The 18,624-nt window shown below is 35.0% G+C and carries 14 protein-coding genes and 1 pseudogene; 6 read left to right on the forward strand and 9 right to left on the reverse strand.

All coding sequences use genetic code 11. The features are described from left to right. Positions 1–17: 17 nt before the first annotated feature. From B6K83_RS16150 to B6K83_RS16170, 5 genes are all read right to left on the reverse strand, one after another. Positions 18–2,927, reverse strand: coding sequence for an AAA family ATPase (locus B6K83_RS16150; protein ID WP_139175627.1), 2,910 nt, complete (start codon positions 2,925–2,927; stop codon positions 18–20). Positions 2,928–4,160: 1,233 nt separating this feature from the next. After that, positions 4,161–4,418: a hypothetical protein gene (locus B6K83_RS16155; protein ID WP_139175624.1), complete on the reverse strand. Its 258-nt coding sequence runs from the start codon at positions 4,416–4,418 to the stop codon at positions 4,161–4,163. A gap of 852 nt (positions 4,419–5,270) precedes the next feature. Further along, entirely contained in the window at positions 5,271–5,909 is a 639-nt protein-coding gene (locus B6K83_RS16160) for a DUF2971 domain-containing protein (RefSeq protein WP_085285903.1), read from the reverse strand. 420 nt (positions 5,910–6,329) lie between these two features. Then, entirely contained in the window at positions 6,330–7,826 is a 1,497-nt protein-coding gene (locus B6K83_RS16165; protein ID WP_085285904.1) for an N-6 DNA methylase, read from the reverse strand. Position 7,827: 1 nt separating this feature from the next. Continuing rightward, the gene (locus B6K83_RS16170) at positions 7,828–8,442 is read right to left on the reverse strand and encodes a restriction endonuclease subunit S domain-containing protein (protein ID WP_085285905.1); all 615 of its coding nucleotides are present in this window, start codon (positions 8,440–8,442) and stop codon (positions 7,828–7,830) included. A gap of 515 nt (positions 8,443–8,957) precedes the next feature. Between B6K83_RS16170 and B6K83_RS16175 the strand changes: the two genes are divergently transcribed. From B6K83_RS16175 to B6K83_RS16190, 4 genes are read left to right on the forward strand one after another with little or no spacing between them, the layout of a single operon-like run. Further along, positions 8,958–9,584 (forward strand): hypothetical protein, encoded by a 627-nt coding sequence (locus B6K83_RS16175; RefSeq protein WP_085285906.1) that lies wholly within the window; start codon positions 8,958–8,960, stop codon positions 9,582–9,584. Between the two features lie 2 nt (positions 9,585–9,586). Beyond that, positions 9,587–11,473, forward strand: coding sequence for a DNA-binding domain-containing protein (locus B6K83_RS16180; RefSeq protein WP_085285907.1), 1,887 nt, complete (start codon positions 9,587–9,589; stop codon positions 11,471–11,473). A 13-nt stretch (positions 11,474–11,486) separates the two neighbouring features. Next, positions 11,487–12,458, forward strand: coding sequence for a TniB family NTP-binding protein (locus B6K83_RS16185; RefSeq protein WP_158088370.1), 972 nt, complete (start codon positions 11,487–11,489; stop codon positions 12,456–12,458). 8 nt (positions 12,459–12,466) lie between these two features. Continuing rightward, the gene (locus B6K83_RS16190; RefSeq protein WP_233144071.1) at positions 12,467–14,131 is read left to right on the forward strand and encodes a TniQ family protein; all 1,665 of its coding nucleotides are present in this window, start codon (positions 12,467–12,469) and stop codon (positions 14,129–14,131) included. Positions 14,132–14,303: 172 nt separating this feature from the next. On the opposite strand, the gene B6K83_RS16195 is transcribed toward B6K83_RS16190, so the two are convergent. The 3 genes from B6K83_RS16195 to B6K83_RS16205 form a co-directional block, all read right to left on the reverse strand. Further along, positions 14,304–14,960, reverse strand: coding sequence for a Qnr family pentapeptide repeat protein (locus tag B6K83_RS16195; protein ID WP_085285910.1), 657 nt, complete (start codon positions 14,958–14,960; stop codon positions 14,304–14,306). A 360-nt stretch (positions 14,961–15,320) separates the two neighbouring features. Continuing rightward, entirely contained in the window at positions 15,321–15,944 is a 624-nt protein-coding gene (locus tag B6K83_RS16200) for a tyrosine-type recombinase/integrase (RefSeq protein WP_085285911.1), read from the reverse strand. 185 nt (positions 15,945–16,129) lie between these two features. Then, positions 16,130–16,786 carry a Qnr family pentapeptide repeat protein gene (locus tag B6K83_RS16205; RefSeq protein ID WP_085285910.1) on the reverse strand — a complete coding sequence of 219 codons (657 nt, stop codon included), beginning with the start codon at positions 16,784–16,786 and terminating at the stop codon, positions 16,130–16,132. 795 nt (positions 16,787–17,581) lie between these two features. Between B6K83_RS16205 and B6K83_RS16210 the strand changes: the two genes are divergently transcribed. Together B6K83_RS16210 and B6K83_RS16215 are read left to right on the forward strand one after the other, a co-directional pair. Then, on the forward strand, positions 17,582–17,839 hold the full coding sequence (locus B6K83_RS16210) for a type II toxin-antitoxin system Phd/YefM family antitoxin (protein ID WP_085285912.1): 258 nt from the start codon (positions 17,582–17,584) through the stop codon (positions 17,837–17,839). Continuing rightward, on the forward strand, positions 17,827–18,123 hold the full coding sequence (locus tag B6K83_RS16215; RefSeq protein ID WP_085285913.1) for a type II toxin-antitoxin system RelE/ParE family toxin: 297 nt from the start codon (positions 17,827–17,829) through the stop codon (positions 18,121–18,123). Before B6K83_RS16210 ends, B6K83_RS16215 begins: the two co-directional genes overlap by 13 nt. Before the next feature lie 330 nt (positions 18,124–18,453). On the opposite strand, the pseudogene B6K83_RS16220 reads toward B6K83_RS16215, so the two are convergent. Further along, positions 18,454–18,561, reverse strand: a pseudogene (locus tag B6K83_RS16220) (IS110 family transposase); the annotation flags it as partial. Positions 18,562–18,624: the final 63 nt, after the last annotated feature.

The raw sequence follows: 18,624 nt of genomic DNA on the forward strand, positions 1-18,624 counted from the left end.
AACAAAGTTTCTTAAAATTAAATTTTAGGCTCTTCATTAAAGTATTTTCGCCAATAACTCTGCCAGTTGTCATTTAGAGAAAACGACTTAAATTTAGGATGTAAATCTTCTCTGATAAGAAGCCAAGGTAATAGTTTAAACTTTGTGGATCTCAATGAACGAGATACATTAGTTGACTCTTTTTTATTACCTTCATCAACTAGGTGATCATTTATAGTTTGTGTGATATCAACACCAAAGCTACTCTCAAAACCTATCAACTTTCTGACTACTAATGCACAAAGTACGAGAGGAACAAACTCGGACTTATCAACTTTTAGATTATCTAGCTTTTCAGGTAATATTTCTTTAATCAATTCAACTTCAATTGATGTATCTCTATTATTTATTGTTGGTGCTGCTGATATCGTATCTGAAAACTCTGGTAATTCGAATGTATATTGATTTGGATTGTTTATTTTTGGCGTTAGCGTTTTTTGTCGAGATTTTATTGAATAAATAAAGCTTTGTAGTTTATCTTCTGTAAGTCGGATTTCAGATAAAGCATTAGCCCCAACCGAAGTAATATTTTCTAATTTATATTGTTCTGATAAATACCAACCTAACTCTTTAGGTAATTTCGAAGTAGAAAGCAGATCAATACCATCTTTAAGAATTTCATTTTGTGTACTATCCCCCATATATGTCAAGACTTCGGCATATTCCTGCTTTATTTTCTTATAAGATTCGATATCATGAAATGGTAGATCAGGAGCTAATAGAGATAAATAAATTTGTTCACTTAAAATTTCCTGCAAAATTATTGATCCTAATGGCGAAATTTTAAATGTTTCTCCATCAGTGATATTGAAACTTACAACATCATCACCATCAGTAGGAATCTCAACACACTCGACAAGCCTTTGTCTAACACACTCTTCCACTACAGCAATAGACCAACTCCCTCTGTAGCCATACATCTGTGTGAAACATACAATTCTATTTAGTGGAATACCATGAGTTCTTTCATTTGGCTTCAGCGAATAATTAAGAAATAATAAAATCCTTAATTTCAAATAATAAGCTTGATTTACATTTTGATAAGGTATGAAGAGGTTTGGTAAAATGCTAGCCTGACCATCTTCTTGACTAACCATCAACGCCGCGATCACTTCTTCATATTTCCAGCCACTTACAGATGAACCTAATTGCTTATGAATTTGCCTAAGTAAGTCATGAAAAAGCCTTATGTTATGCCAAGATATACACGAAAGAGTTTCTAATACTCGTTGGCCAGATAAACCTTGTTGTAAACTAAGTCTAACTACTGAGGCATATTTAACACAGAAACTTTTAAATTCATTATAGTTGTAATTTCTTCGCCATTCTTTAGTTCTAAAATCGTCATCAAAATGATTTTCTATATATTTAATACGTTTAGCTATTAATTTGCTAAAATCAGGTGCCTTTAAATGAATAACTCTGTCACCACTACGAACATCTAGCCAACCTTTATCCTTATTCTTAAAGTATGTAAATTCACGCATTGTTATTATGACTGTAGCTCCAGACTCTTTGGATAACTTATGCGCAATTACATATGTTTCTTCTTGAAAATCTTCTGAAGCCCGATCAACATTATCAATGATTAGAATTACACTACTATTTTGGCTTGTTTGGTTTTTTAACGAACGTATAACAAAATTTTCATTATCACTTTTTAGACGCTGTAACTCTTCAGCTTCTTTTTCAATATACTTTTCTGGTTCGCGTTCAAAAACACTTTTATAAGCACCATTTTTTAGAGCGTTAAGCTCAGCCCGATAGGTACTTTTAAGTGAATCAAGGTGATGTATTTCTGGAAATTCATTGATAAAGCTTTCGTTGATTCGTTTAAAGATTACATCTTTTGCTTGCCTTACATTTCGAGATACATCGTTAATAAGATCAACGAGGATAGGGACGGTTGTCGTTTTATGAAACTGTTTAGTTTCGTTTAGGACTTTTTTTACTAAAGTCGTTTTACCACACCCAACAGATCCTGTTATTAATACAACTTTACCAGAACCTTTTTCTTCAATTATTGAAGCAGCGCCTTCTCCCGGCTCCATATCCTCCGTACCTAAAGGAAGAAAGTTTGGTGGCGTATCTCTTAAAATCCGCTTTAAGTCACCGCGATATTGGTCAAGCTTTGAGTCGCTAACAAAGCAATACTCAAGCATTTTCTTTTGATTGCTATTTGTGATTTCATCAAAAAAGGTACGGTAAAACTCATCCAAGTACCTTTCTTTTTCATACGTACGCCATTTTAAGTTACCAAAATCAGATTTAAGGATTTTACAAACAGGTGATGGGACATAATTTATTTCACTTAAATAACTTTCTAAATTACCTGAAACAACATGCTCTTTGGAAAGAAGTTCATAAAAAAGGTCAAAGTAAAAATTATCAGTAAAAATATTGCCAAAATAGACACCTTTCATGCTGTCTATAGTTTTCCCCGGTTTGGGTATTAGCTGTAGTACCATCCATTCTGCACCATTTGTTATAACCGCATGTACCACTGAGCTATCATAACAATATGAAGATGCCTGCTTAATTGTCTCAGTAAGCAAAGATTTAAATGCTTGTTTAAAATATGAAACGGTATATTCGTGGTGGGTTGGCTTTCTACTGGTAGGAGTGCAAAATGTTAAACCTAATTTCTTAGCTTCAACAACTAACTTTGGGGCGTTATTATATTTAAGTAAATAATCTATATAGCCATTAGTCGATGTATGTGTTTCAGGGTTAAATTCGTCAGAATTCCAACCTAACACTTTCAAAACTTCATCTATAACTAAAAGTCTTGTTTTTGCTTCATTTGCGAAATGAATGCTACATTCTTTATCCTTAAATTTATTAGCTACATCTTGTAGTTTTTGTAATGCAACTTCTTTTTGAGACAAATTGACCAAAGTAACTCCTTTACCAAAGGCTTTATTCCTAGATAACAGTAATATATAACAAGTTTAAACATATAACTATCTATCAAAAAATCTTTGCTTTATCACCATAAAACCCCCACGACGGCGCGGCTTAATAGTCATTAACAACATTAATGAAGTAAATATGAGTATTTCAAAACATTTGACTCTATTACTTTTTTAATTAGTTAGCACTACTAATAATAGCCACTCCCCAGTAGTAGTGTTACACATTTTACAAATAGGTAACTAGGAGACACTCCATGACCGAAATTTACTTTATAGGCTTACTAGTAGATAAATAAGGCCCTGTAAGTAAAATTATAAAACATCCCCCTACTATTATAAGGAATAACCACTTTTTTATTGCTGAGAATAAAGTACCGTAGTTTAATAATCTTATCCCAATAGACAACAGGATATACTATGAACGAATACAACTTGATCATATATATGATTATTGCATTAGCTGGTTCCTTTACAGCTTATTTTAAATACAAAAAATCAAAGGAGGATAATAAAAAGAAATGAAAAAGCTTAGGTATCTCGCCAAAGATTAAACCTAGGCCTTAACATTAAACAGCAGAAGTATAATATAACAATAATAAAAAGCATCCAAATCAGGTGCTTTTTTATTGTGAAAGTTGTCATAAACTATAAATTTTCAGCTTCTTGAATAAAATTAGTCACGCTACATTTATTCACCGTTTCGATAATATGCATCCACTTACTCCCATCCCTTTGGCTTCAAAAGCAGCCAAAAATAAAGCCACCTAAGCCAGAAAAGCAAAGCCCCGCGAGTACGAAGCTTTGGATTCAAACTAAAATTAGTTTCGAAATAAAGTAACACTGCTAATGTAGCATTACTATATGTTGAATTTTACTAGTTGCTATTAATGTAGCGTTACTGTTATTGCTAAATGCAAAGCCAAAGTGTTGTATGCAAACAATTTTTTTAGAATTAAACATTTTAAGTATTCCTTTTGATTAAAATTAAGAGCTATTAAGTAGCTCACTTCTATTTATCAAAAAGTATCGCCAACAAAGAAAAACAACAAAACACCATATAAAACAAACTATTAATGCGGATTTTATTTAAGAAACATGAAGTATCCCTTTGGCTTCAAAGCACCCAAAAAAAACGTTAGCCAATAAACTTTTAGATTAAAAACTATAATGAAAGATAATGGCTGACTGCTTTAACTACTCAAAATTTTAGTCGGCAATATCTTCTTGTTCTAGATCGTAATAGATTACGCGAGTCAAATTTCCTGATGAAACGACTTCATCATCAGAAAGTGCCTGATTACTGTGTTTTTTCATTGAGATTGATGATTTATTCGCATCTACTTCACAAATTAAAATATCATTTATTTTGACATCAAGCTGATCACAGATGTCATCTGGCAAAGGTATTTCATGATTTTTGCCGACTTTAAATTGATAACCCATTTTATCTCTCCTATTCACCATTATTATAATCATAGCTCAAAACAAACTGATTAAAATAGGTTAGGTTGAATCACGCCAAAACAATCTTCAGATAACCCCATTGAAAAACAGCAAGCCCCGCGAGTGCGAGGCTTTGGATTCTAAACTTAGAAAAGAAAAATGAGAATAACTCTCAAGCGCCTCCGATCCCTCTTATTTCTATGATGTTGGAACATTTCTTTTCTGATGGTTTAGAGCAACTCATATGACTTGTTTGTTAGAATTAAGGATAACCTAACAAGCATAAAAAATTGCTTTGAGATTAAGTTTGAAGGTCTTAGATGGAACCGTCTAAGCCACCAAGCAAACAAATTTTCTTATGAATCTATTAGCTCAAATAATCAAAGATAAAGATAACTGTATCAATAATATTTTCCCAGCTAATCATGAATGATTTTGCAAAGCTTATATTAAAAACAGTCAGCCCTATTTTCACGTCTAATCCGAATAAATTCAGCTTAATACTTAGTTGAAAATGTTTTTTCATTTTGATGCACCCTAAATAATGAATTTAGGTCAATGTATCAAGGTGAAAATATCCTTCAGAAAAACATACATGTGAATAACTAGATTATAAATATACAAACTCCAGCCTATTATTTTCTGAAGTGATTTATATTTTAAGTTACGTTCTTAGGTTTTATTGAACTTTGAGCAGAAAATAGCATTGATGTTGGCACTACATGCTGGTTTAACTAGGCAACATCTCCGGTCTGAAAATCTAGTGGCGCTGCACCAAAATGCCCACTCCGCTGTTGGCACTTGGCCAGTTATACCAGAATACGCTGCCCAGCCTGCTGGTAAATATGCCTATATAATTGAATTACAAAATAATTAAACTTGTAGTAATTTCATTTCAAATTTATTCTCATCTGGAAATGCTTTATAAACATTAACGTCATTGTCGCGGATGTAGGGTATTAATTCTTTATTGGTTATATCAGACTTATAGCCAATAGCTACTTCTTTAAGTTCTATCTCATGATTAAAATTTAAGTAAAAATTTCCATCGGCATCTGACTCTTTTTTAGGGACTAAAGCCCTGTATTCCTCTTCATATTGCCAGTGCTTATATTTAGTAATAAACGCTTTCATTATATCTTTTTCTTTTGGCCTTAAAGGAAACTTAATGCGATTACTAAAGTACCTGACTTTCTTTAAAGCTGATGTAATGACATCAAACCCTAAACATATACCTTTGTGGGATTCTGCATAATGTGACCATTGTACTGGATTAGTATTATTAGCTGAGAAACTAATTGTTCCGAATTTTGGAGCAAGCTGATTAATAGTATTGTTCCACGCACCTAGATCAACTTCATTACGATGTTTAAAAACATGAAAGTCAAAAGGGTCATTCAAATTTCTTATATCTGACAGCTTTAACCTTTTCCCTTGTAGAATTAACTTAGCAATTTCACAAGTCGTAAAATGGTAAACTCTCATTGTTTTTTTATTATCGTTATGTTGCATATCTTAATTCTGTGTTCATAAATAATTCTGTAAACTTCAGCTTAGTAAAAGTGTTTCTTCAAATGCTTCTATTAACTTATCTCTATAAGGTTTAATATCAGCTATACCATTGATTTTGCGACCTCTAGTTATTTGTATTGCATTAATAGCAGAATAATTCAATCAGCAAATTAATTTTAAAATTTGAGCTAATATAATTATTATTACTGATAACTAAAGGCTAAATTGAATGTTGAAGTCACATGGCCAACAACTCTGCTTTAATTTTCACAAAAGCACTCATGAGCTAATACCTGAAGATATCACGCTGGATGAACTGTTGAATGTTTTGAATAATCATAGCGATTCAGACCTAGCTCGAAGATATTACTTTGAGCAAATCAGTATGAAACGTAAGAAAAGGTAATTCAATAACAACCTTTAATTCTCAGCATCTAAAAGCTTTTCAATCTTACTGTGCTTTTCATTTAGTTTTTCTAATAAATTTTTTCTAGTAATTGATAATTCGTGAAGGTTGTACTGCTGAGTCTCTTCATTGGTTAAATAGTTAAGGCTATTGATCGAATAATTGTTTTCAGCAATATCGTGATTCGAAACGGTAAAGCTGATAGGGCTATATAATGGCCTGCTCTTAAATTCCTGTGCAAGTTTATCTATATTGTCAATGGTTGAACGATTACCACCTTCTTTTTGAAATTCCGAGGCATTAATAAACAATACGTCATTAGTGTATTTGCCTTTATTAATGACAAGCAATACCAATGGTATTGGGCAAAACGTCATTAGCTTTGAGGGTAATGTGATAACGGCATCTACCCAATTATTTTCAATTAAAAGCTTTCTCTCTTCTTTTTCTTTTCTTCTAAATAATGGACCTTTTCCCATCACCATATACCCCTTACCATAGGGGTTTAAGCATTCAATCATATGTTTAATGTATAAATGTTCTTTATAAGTGACATGCTTTCTTTCTGACTGTTCAATAGTGGTGTCTGTAATTTTATCCACTTGCATTTTAGGTTGTAATAAACAAATGGATGTATCGTAATAATTCTTTTTAACGGTAGAATTATTTGATAAACAGTAAGTATATGAACAATGAATATTTTTAGCTTGAGCAAGTGCAAACTTTCGCAATAAATGATGTGTTGATTGCCCCATAGATTCAATTCGAATTTCTTTGTCTGGATATTCTAGAGCAGCATATAGGCTTTGCTCTGCGGTGATTTCAAAAGGGGCGTAAATGCTGTTTGAGCTATCTAAATCAGCTATTTCAAAGATCAGGTCCATAAAATCAGATGGAATTTCTTCATACTGAAAACCTTCTTCAAATTGCATAGACACGTTGGTTGCCTGTAGGCGAGTTAATACTCTACTGTAAACTTCGATGGCATCAAAAGTTGTGAGAAAATCAACTGCATTAAGAGAGCTTATTGCTAATATTTCATCAATAGCTGATTTAATATCTCCTACTAAAGATAGTTTTATTTCACTCAACAGTTTAAAGAAAAGTGTGTTGTCATCAGGAGCAAGAATATCAGAGAAAGTAAAACGCAACCCATTATCTATTTCGTTTTGTTCTAATTTTGTTAATGTTGCGAACATGCCTTTTGGTAAGGCTTTTCTGGATAGTTGATAGGTTGTACTTAAAAATACTTCTACAGCTTGTCTAATACCGCTTTGTTGCTTTTCATCGATTATTGCGCTTGAAATATCATCTATCAAAGTTTCAAAAGAAAGGGGAGCAGCACTATTAATTTCTGCAAATTTAAATACGACAGAGTCTTGAGATTTATTAATCAATCGACAAAATAATACGAACAGAAAAAAATCTCTTTTTTCAATATCACCAATGAAAGCCTTTAATTTGGTAAATTTATAGTTTTGTACAATATCAATTATGATTTTTTCTAACATACTAATTTCCTGCCTTAATAATCTTCGTGGCAAACGCTTGAACTTGCTGCTCCCTATTTTCAATCAAGTCTAGAAGCAATTTTTTTTCTTCTTTGGACTCATCATTAAGTGCAATTATTTTTCGTTGGTCTTCAATAGAAAGATCAGGAAAAGGTAAGTTTGATAAAGTTTTCTTATTTAATGTGCTGCTGTACGAACCGCCAGCGTTTACATACAGCCATTTCTGGCTTTCTTTTGAATTTAGAATATATTCAATAAACTCCGGCATTATTTTTTGACTATTGGGGGATCTTAAAATCAAAAAATGATTCGTTGCGATTGCTTTATAAGGAACTTCTTTTAAAAGGAATGCTTTTTTTTCCACCCCTTTTAGTGCAATTAAAACATCATCTTTTTTAAGAAAGTCTGTTGGTTTGCTATTTACTACGTTTACTCTCGCAATTTTTGATAAATCTAGATACGAACCACGTTCATTTTTAACAATATCTCTTAATTGAATAATAAAATGCTCTCTCTTTTTTGCCTTTTTTGCAACTTCAACTAACTTTTTCACACCCTCGCGAAAAAACTTGCCGTTTAGTGTAATTATCTGAATATTTTTGACAGTACTTTTCATAAGGAGTCTGGAGTGTTTTTTTACAACCTTATCGCAACGCGTGGTGCGTTTCAAGTTTTCAGGTGTTGACGTAGTGTTTTTACCCCCCTAAACTTTGCTTCATCTACATGGCTACTGACGCGGAGGATATTTAATTGTTAATCAAAAAACATTGTTTCGATAAAGCAAAACGAAGAATTTGTTTTAACTTAAAACACAATAAAATTAATAAGCGTCATAGTTCAAGGTTAATACAATCAATTACATTTAAGTTTTCACGTATTTTGATGTCTCCAAAGATATTGTCATTTATTGATAATACCGAACTACCGACAAGGCTTAGATTCTAGCCGAACAGCGTGCTTAGTTAACAGCTTCTTTAATTTTTAAAGAAAGAATTTAGATGAAAAACACTTTTTATCTACGGACTTTTGCACGCTTTTTTTAAGAAAATTTACATAACTGTACAGAAAAATTTAGCGAGAAATCCGCTTAGGGGATTCTTGTGCTCAAAATTCACAAATGAGGTAATAAAAATGGCACAACGAGTAATGCATAACTGGCGCTCGGACAGACAGATTCGCCTGAGTAAATCATACAAAGATGGCGGGGAGTACAAATGGGGAGAGTCCCATCTGGAGTCAATGGCTCAACGAAACTTTGAATACGACTTGGATGTCTTGAGCTATAAGACCCAGCCCAAAGAGTATCGCTATATAGATGATAAAGGCGTTACTCGTTTTTATACCCCTGATACTGAAGTTGACACAACTAAGGGGCCAAAAAACGTAGAAACGAAACCTGCAATTTTCACAAAAGGTAAGCGTGCAGTTGAGCGTTTTAATCATCTGCGCCTTTGTTTTTCAGAAGCAGGTAAAGCACCTCTTTCCTACATCACTGATGAGGATGTATATCAGGGAGAACAAGTAGCTAATTTACAGAAAATACATCACTACCATCGTTTAAGTATTGATCACATTTGTATGGATGGCGTGATATGCGCTGTCGGTACAAACCCAACTTTTGGTGAACTCAGTCAACACATGAAATCACTTGGTTACCCCAAAAAACAGACTCTGGCTCTACTAGGGCATCAAAAATTTATTTTTGATTATAAAGAGTCACTGACAGAAAAAACCCAACTTACATTAGGAGTACATTAATTATGAATACTGCAATCTCACTTACTAGCGACCAATCAATTAACCTTAGCAATGGTCAGTCAATTAAACTTGCTGGCCGCCACGGTATTGTTCAATTTGCCAACCAAGAAGTCACTTTGGTTAAATTTGCTAACGGTGAACATCGACACTACCCAACGTTAGAGTTAAAAGCCGCAGCCAATGAGAAAAAACTTCATTTGATGGCTGCACCCGTTCACTTACGTTGCGTGGTTAGCTTAACCAAAAAACAGCAAAAAGAGCATGATAGACGCTTAGCTTACTGTGAAGCATTTGACCAAGTTGAAAATCCTTGTACCGCGGGAGTTCCAGAGAGAGTCGTTGATTCTGTATTTAAAAAAATACAAAAACAGCACCCCAAAAAACCTGCATGGAAAACAGTGCATGCTTGGTTTTCACGTTATTTAATCGATGGCAAAGATATGCGCCTTCAGGTGGCGTTAAAAGAAGATCAAGGCTTTCGCGTTGTAGATGAAGTTCAAGAAGTGATGGATAAAGTTATCAAAAAACATTATCTGAAAACGAGTCGCCCAACGGTGGTGTTTGCTTACAAACAGCTTCAGATAGCGTTTGCAAAAGGTAAGCGAGAATTGGAAGGTTTTTCTATTCCGTCACTTTCAACCTTTAGACGCTACATCAAAGGCTTGTCTAAATATGAAGTGGACTTAGCTCGTTATGGTAAGAAGTATGCTGAAAATGAGAATCGTGCTGCACTTAAAGTCTATAAGACTTCATTCCCTCTTGAACGCATTGAGTGTGATGCTTGTGAAATAAATATTGGCTTACTTAATGAAGACGGTACATACGCTGGCAAAGTCACAATTTTTCTTGTTATGGATGTCTTTAGTCGTGCAATTTTAGGGTATGCAGTACAAGTAGGTCATACAAAAGAATCTGCCGCGGCTGTTATTCATTCACTAGCTCACTCTATGCGCCTTAAAGACGATCCAGAGAAAAATCCCATGTCAGGTATTGGTCTTTGCTATGTATTTGATAATGGTGCGGGTTATCGAGCTGAGATGACTGCAAAGTTTCTTAACGCTATAGGTTCAGATATCGTGAGATGTCGTTCTAGAAGAGCCGACGAAAAGCCCCATGTGGAGCGGGCTATAGGCACTATGCGCCAAGCTTTTTTCAAAAATTTAGATGGCTATCTTGGTAAGAAAAGTGAAGTGAAAGTTACAGAACAAACATTGAAGCAAGCTGCAAAACTCAGTGTTAGTGAATTTATGCTGATGTTCGAAGACTATATTCAAAATGTTTATCACCACACAGGTAATCGCGGCATCAATGGATTTACACCCTATGAAATGTGGAATAACCATATTGATGAAGAAGAAGTTATCACGCTAGCTGATTTCGATGACCGATTAATGCTTCGCGGTAATGCAAAAACATTAACTTGTTCAGTTTCTGGTGGTATAGCCCATAGAGGTCAACGCTTTCATAGTCATGAGCTAAAAGAAATTATCACTCGTAAATTAAAAAACTCTGGCAGCCGTTCATGCAAAATGGAGGTGTTAATTGATGACTTTGATGCTTCTGCAATTACGGTAATCAGTGATGGGATCATGATTGAAGTTCCTAATGTTGATGATGTAAAACGCGACCAAGGATTTAGTTTTTTGAAATCACAAACTAAACAAATTGATAGTGCTAATGCACCCGTCCCGATGTCAGCAAGACAAGCTCAGGCTCAAAACCGTGTTCGTCGTATCAACGGCACTCATGTTGAATCTGACACCTTAATTCAAGATTCAGAAATTATTGAAAATACCACTAAAGAACTAGAGGAAGACCATGCAGCAACTAGCACTATTACCGAAACAGAACGAAATGCAACAGATGGATTTGGAGTTGATGATGAATAAGGAGACTATCGATATGACTAAATTACAGGCGGCAAATGATTGTGAACTACTTGATGATTCCTTGGTGTTTTTAGAGCGAAAAATTAAAACGCCAGACATTACTATTATCAAGCAGAAGTTTGACCGCTGCCGGGCAACTCGTGGTACTAAATGTGTTCAATCAATGTCATTTATTGGTGAATCTGGGAGCGGTAAGTCGTGGTTATCAGAGCAATATGTTGAAGAATCCCCGCGATATATTGAAGATGGTCAGAAAATTGTTCCTGTGCTCTATGCAAGTTTGCCCGAAAAGGCTACGTCGAAAGTGATGGTATCTCGATTGTTAAGAAACCTAACTGAGCTAAAGACTATTTCAGGAACCGAGGAGAATATACAAGGTAGATTGGTATCGCGATTAATCGCAGCGAAAACTGAACTGATTATTATTGATGAAACTCAACACTTAACACGAGAGTCCTCAAGTATATCAATTCAACATGCGGCTGACGCAATTAAAACCATCATGACTGATACTAGAATTCCAGTAGTGTGTGTAGGTATGGAAAGCAGTAAGTCATTGTTGACAGGAAAAACTCGATTCAAACATGAAAGACAACTGTTTCGTCGAAATCGTCGCCTCCATGTTCTAGCGCCGTATGAAGTAGGTACTGAACACTGGAAATCTCTCGTTAAGCAGTATCAAGTAATTCTTGAGTGTGAGGTTAACCTAACATCAGAAGGTATGCTTAAGCGCCTTTTTGCAGCAACAGGAGGTTTGTTTGGTTTTTTAACGCCATTATTCATGGAAGCCATAGAAATTGCTGGTAGCACGAAGGCAATCACACAGGAGGTTCTAGCAAAAGCTTATGTCGAGTTTCAGCCAGAAGATACTGAACTATTGTTTAATCCTTTTTCTGCAACATTAGCCCAAGTTGAAGTTGGCCTCACAAAGCTACTACTAAAGGGCAAAGGAAAGTCCAAAAATAAAGGCAAGGAGAAAGCATAGTGGAACTAATGACTAGTCTTGCTCCAAAGCCTTTAGAGAGCATTCGAAGTTTTATCGTTAGATTATCTAGTGCCAATGATTATGACAGTGTAAAACGTCTTTTTACTGAGCATAAGGGTGATAAAAACATTTGTATCGAAAGCAGTGATGCTAGCCTTTTGGACTTTGTAAAAAAATTAGTTGATATAGAAGATGTGTCGGTGTTTTCACCGATACATATCGCTGAAACGAAATCACAATCAAACCGGATAGGCGTAAAACCAATGATGGATACACACCCTCATGTGTGTCCATCATGCCTAGCTGAGAAAAGTTTAACCAATACTCAATGGCAACTATATCCGATCACACACTGCCCGAAGCATAATTTGAAGTTAATGACTCATTGCTGTTGTGGTGAAAAATTCAAGTGGGATCAAGAACTATTAGAATATGGGTGCAGTAATTGTTTTGCATCTTGGGCTGAAATTGCTCATCAACAAGAACAACAAGTTGCTCCTGATCATGTACTTCATTTCTATCGCTTAAATGGACAAGCGCAAGCCGATTTTTTAGAAGATCTCTTAACTGCTTGTATGAGAGCTTTAAGACCATACGACTCTGTACATCACGGTATTAAGCAGCTACCAAAGTGTAACGTTGACTGGACCAAACTGTCTACCCAAGCATATGACATGTTAACTGACAGAAATGTTATTGAGGATTGGTGTCATTCAATGGCGCATGTGAGAAGTGATTATGAAGTTTTTGGTAGTAACGCAGTTTTCTATCCACTAATAACGTTGCAGCAAAAGCTGCACCTGAACTGGCTGGTAAACGCTATAAAGCCAAGCCTTTGCAATGTATCGCCTTTAACCAATTTTCTTCCTTCTCATCAATTTACTAGCTGCAATGCTCGAAATAACTCGGTAACAGATTTAAGCATGAAAGCTGCTGATATTAGCCTTATACATCAACTCGACCAGCATGGTTTTTCTCAAATGACAGGCTGTAGTTTAGAGCTAACGAGAAGGATATTTAAAATCCCGTCGATTTCATCATTAGCACCCGTAGGTCGTGGACGGTTTAGTTTCATTGATACTACTGACTTTATTAAGCAATCAGTAAAAATAAACTCTGAAAATATTGCAAACACAACACCACTAACTAGTCCAACTGACCTGATGAAAACGTTCACCATGACAACTGATGATTTCATCATGCAAATCTACTTATATGAATTACCGATTCACATTAATTCCGCTGCTGAAACACTAGTTGAGGCAATATCAATAAACGAAAAAGTAATTGCCAATCACCTAGAAACTACATATTTAAAAAATGAGCATTCAATTTCATTAACACGCGCTAAAAACATTTTATGCATTCCTCGTAACCAAGTACTAATGTTAGCTAAACAAGGCGTGCTTGTAGAGCTACCGAGCACCAAAAACAAACATATGATTGCTGGTGCTTCAATTGCCCAGTTTCTAGCGAATTACACCTGTATTGAACGTTGGTCAGCTCTAAACAATGCTAGCCGAGGAAAGGTACTAAGTAGTCTGCATCAAGCAGGGTTCAAAGCAGATATTCCACCATTCATCTTCAAAAAGACACAAGGTTTACAAGACTTTTTAATGGCAAAGGTTTATACAACATGGGACAAACAAGAGCAGCTTGAATTAGTACTTTAATAAATATCACAGCTTTACAAAACCTAACAGACCGCAATAAGCTCTTTGCTGTCATTGACCTTCTATCACTTGATGTATTCTTTGAGATATTAGAAAACATGTATAGAACAATTTATAATATTAACTCCATAAGGAGCTAATAGGCTTAAATTTAAGTTAATAGTTTGCCTATTTAGCTTGGTAATATGATAACTCCTAAGCTATCTAGCAGTTGCTCTTGTTGCCAATCACAAATTTTAACCCCATCAAGCCTTACTCTTCGAATGTTGAGACCATTTAATTCTGTATGTGTTAAGTCGCAGCCTTGCATTTGGAATTGCTCCCAAGCATCTTCTGAAAACTCACTTCGGCTTAAGTCTGAATTTGTAAGTGAAGCACCTTGAAGATTTGCACCACTCCAGCGGTTTTCAAATAAGTCACATTTCTCAATGCGTACTCCAGCAAAGTTTGCATAAGATAAATTACAACCAGTGATGTATGCCGAGCAAAAGTATGCATTACGTGATATTTTATTTTCAAAACTCACTTTAGAAAAATTAGCACCTTTCAAGTCACATTCCCTGAATTCAATACCTAAGCAATTCGCTCCGATAAAACTAGACATAGATAATCTACACCCCTTAAAGCTGGCATCTCGTAAGTTGGCATAATCAAATCGACACCCATCATCGACACCTTGCTCGACAAAGTTGCACTCAATAAATTTGATATCCGTTAGATCAGACCTATTAAAGTTACAGTTATAGAAATTACACTGCTTAAAGTGCATATCTTTGAGGTCTTGGTTAGAAAAGTCGTGGTCGATAAAGGTTTTGTTCGTTGTTAGCATAATTGCCCTCCAAGTGATAATTCGAGAAGATTATCATCAATACACAAAAAAGCCACCAATAAAAACACCTTAATATCAATGACTTAAAACTTCGTTATTTGGGTGCTTAAAGGCACCAAAATGAGGTTTAAAGGGCATAAAAACATAAAAATACATGTTACGTTAAAGAATAAACTTTACCATCTTAAATGAAGGGTGAAGGTGGTTACTATTCTTCATTGAATCATTAACTATCTATGTAAAGTTAGCTTTTGAAAATCGACTGCAATCGGCACACTTTAAAGTCATAAAAAGACACTCACGTGAATGACCGCTGTGGTGGCGTAGATGCCAGTTCCTAAATGTAGAACTGGCATATTATTAAGAATCGATACTTTCTGAAATCTCAAGAGCATCATCTACCTCTATCCCTAAATACCTGACAGTGCTTTCAAGCTTTCGATGACCTAGCAACAATTGGCACGCTCGTAAATTTTTAGTTTTTTTGTATATCAATGATGGCTTCGTTCTTCTCATCGTATGAGTTCCATATTGGGTTTGATCTAAACCAATCATGGAAACCCAAGCATCAACAATCCTTCCATACTGACGTGTTGATAGGTGTTCTGATGAATGAATACGAGATTTGAATAAATAATCATTTGAGCTTAGTTGAAAATTTGTAATTAAACTTTGAACTGAATTACGAGTGTTTTCGGTAAGTTCAAATTGAACTGGTAATCCTGTCTTTTGTTGAACAATAATAGCCCTCGACTGAATAGTTTTTCCGTGAGCAATATCTCTTATTTTTAGAGTTACTAAATCGCATCCTCTTAACTTACTATCAATAGCAAGGTTAAAAAGAGCAAGATCTCTTATATTATTTACTAATTCAAGCCTGATTCGAATTGCCCAAATTTGTTGCAGCTTAAGCGGTAATTTCTGTCCAACAATTTTGTTTTTATTCCAAGGCTCTGATGGTTTATAAACGGTTAAAGTAAACATGATAGTTCTCCGTTATTAAAGGAGAACTAAGTATGGTCTATTGTGAACTTTAAGCTCTTTGCTGTCATTGACCTTCTATCACTTGATGTATTCTTTGAGATATTAGAAAACATGTATAGAACAATTTATAATATTAACTCCATAAGGAGCTAATAGGCTTAAATTTAAGTTAATAGTTTGCCTATTTAGCTTGGTAATATGATAACTCCTAAGCTATCTAGCAGTTGCTCTTGTTGCCAATCACAAATTTTAACCCCATCAAGCCTTACTCTTCGAATGTTGAGACCATTTAATTCTGTATGTGTTAAGTCGCAGCCTTGCATTTGGAATTGCTCCCAAGCATCTTCTGAAAACTCACTTCGGCTTAAGTCTGAATTTGTAAGTGAAGCACCTTGAAGATTTGCACCACTCCAGCGGTTTTCAAATAAGTCACATTTCTCAATGCGTACTCCAGCAAAGTTTGCATAAGATAAATTACAACCAGTGATGTATGCCGAGCAAAAGTATGCATTACGTGATATTTTATTTTCAAAACTCACTTTAGAAAAATTAGCACCTTTCAAGTCACATTCCCTGAATTCAATACCTAAGCAATTCGCTCCGATAAAACTAGACATAGATAATCTACACCCCTTAAAGCTGGCATCTCGTAAGTTGGCATAATCAAATCGACACCCATCATCGACACCTTGCTCGACAAAGTTGCACTCAATAAATTTGATATCCGTTAGATCAGACCTATTAAAGTTACAGTTATAGAAATTACACTGCTTAAAGTGCATATCTTTGAGGTCTTGGTTAGAAAAGTCGTGGTCGATAAAGGTTTTGTTCGTTGTTAGCATAATTGCCCTCCAAGTGATAATTCGAGAAGATTATCATCAATACACAAAAAAGCCACCAATAAAAACACCTTAATATCAATGACTTAAAACTTCGTTATTTGGGTGCTTAAAGGCACCAAAATGAGGTTTAAAGGGCATAAAAACATAAAAATACATGTTACGTTAAAGAATAAACTTTACCATCTTAAATGAAGGGTGAAGGTGGTTACTATTCTTCATTGAATCATTAACTATCTATGTAAAGTTAGCTTTTGAAAATCGACTGCAATCGGCACACTTTAAAGTCATAAAAAGACACTCACGTGAATGACCGCTGTGGTGGCTTTTGCGACTGTCAGATTTGATTTAATTCATCACCCATCTAGCAAGATTTAAATCGACGCTTGAATAAAAAGGCAAGTTAAATGAATATCTGGCTCAACTCCAACATCGGATAGTAATATTCTCGTTATTTATAGATATAAGAGCAATTTTCTCATGATGTTTGACACGAAAAGCCATAAATAAATTCACTTGCTTGTCTATAGGGTTTATCATCCCTGATCACTCATTCTTGAAATATTCGAAGATCCACAGGGGCTTGATAGCGTCTTTTAATGAAATTTGTGCCGTAAAGTACTTTTGTTCAGGCATTACCTTGATAAAATATTGAATTGTTTTGTGTTTTTGTCGCTTTAAAGCGCATGTTGTAGGCGGACATTACTAAGACGTCTAGATAATTACCGTTAGCTTTACTATTGAATCCCCGAGTTGTAGTGATTCTATAGTAGCACTTTAACTTCCAAGGTGATTGTCATGAGAGTCGAATTAGTTACAACCTTAAAGAGACAAGCTACAAAAATCTTAGCAGAACTCAACACATCTAAAGAGCCAGTACTAATCACAGAGCATGGACAACCGTCAGCGTATTTAGTCGATGTAGATGACTTTGAAATGATGCAAAAACGCATGGCTATTTTAGAGGGAATTGCTCTTGGTGAAAAAGCTATACGGGAAGGCCATGTACTTTCAAACCAGTCAGCTAAAGATCAAATGAAAAAATGGCTGAAATAGTTTGGATGGTTCCAGCATTAAATGAGCTTAATGACATCGCAGATTACATCTCGGTATCAAACCAATTTGCAGCTGAGAAACTAGTCAATACTATTTTTTCGAAAATAGAGCGAGTAGCAAGTCACTCGGAGTCAGGAAAAGTGCCTGTTGAAATTCCGGCGTTAAGTTATCGAGAGGTTGTAGTAAACCCTTGTCGAATCTTCTATAAATTTGAGAACGGAAAAATTTTCATATTACACATAATGCGTCAAGACCAAGAACTTAGGCGGTTTCTTTTAACTTAGTAAAGCGCCTAAACTACAAGAAATATTAGGATACCCAACGTTTTTTCTAGCAGAGCTTAATGCTTTTGCTGCCCACACAGGTAGACAATGGATTAGTGGACATCGACAGCAAGCGTTAATATTCCACTGAAATCACCAAACTAAATAGATTGAAATTCCTAAGCAACGTCTCGCTGATATTCGTGTGGGTAAAATTGACTGTTTTGTTTCTTTACAAGCTAGATTAGCTTAATAAATTTATAGAGAAGCAAAATTTATATCATTGTCTTTGATTGGCGGAGTTATTTATATAATGTATTGTCCTTAAAATACTTGCTTTGTTATTTAGGCTAACAGCTTGTTTCGCTTAACTGTTTTGCGAAATTCACACTTGTCATGTTGGTCAATACCGTGAATACTAAAAACTAACTTGGCTAAATCAATGTCAACAGCTTTAATTAAAGGCTTATGGACTCTCCTTTAACTGAACGTTTTAACACCTTTCAATATGGCACATAGATG

The organism is Colwellia chukchiensis, assembly GCF_002104455.1.
Classification (GTDB): Bacteria; Pseudomonadota; Gammaproteobacteria; order Enterobacterales; family Alteromonadaceae; genus Cognaticolwellia; species Cognaticolwellia chukchiensis.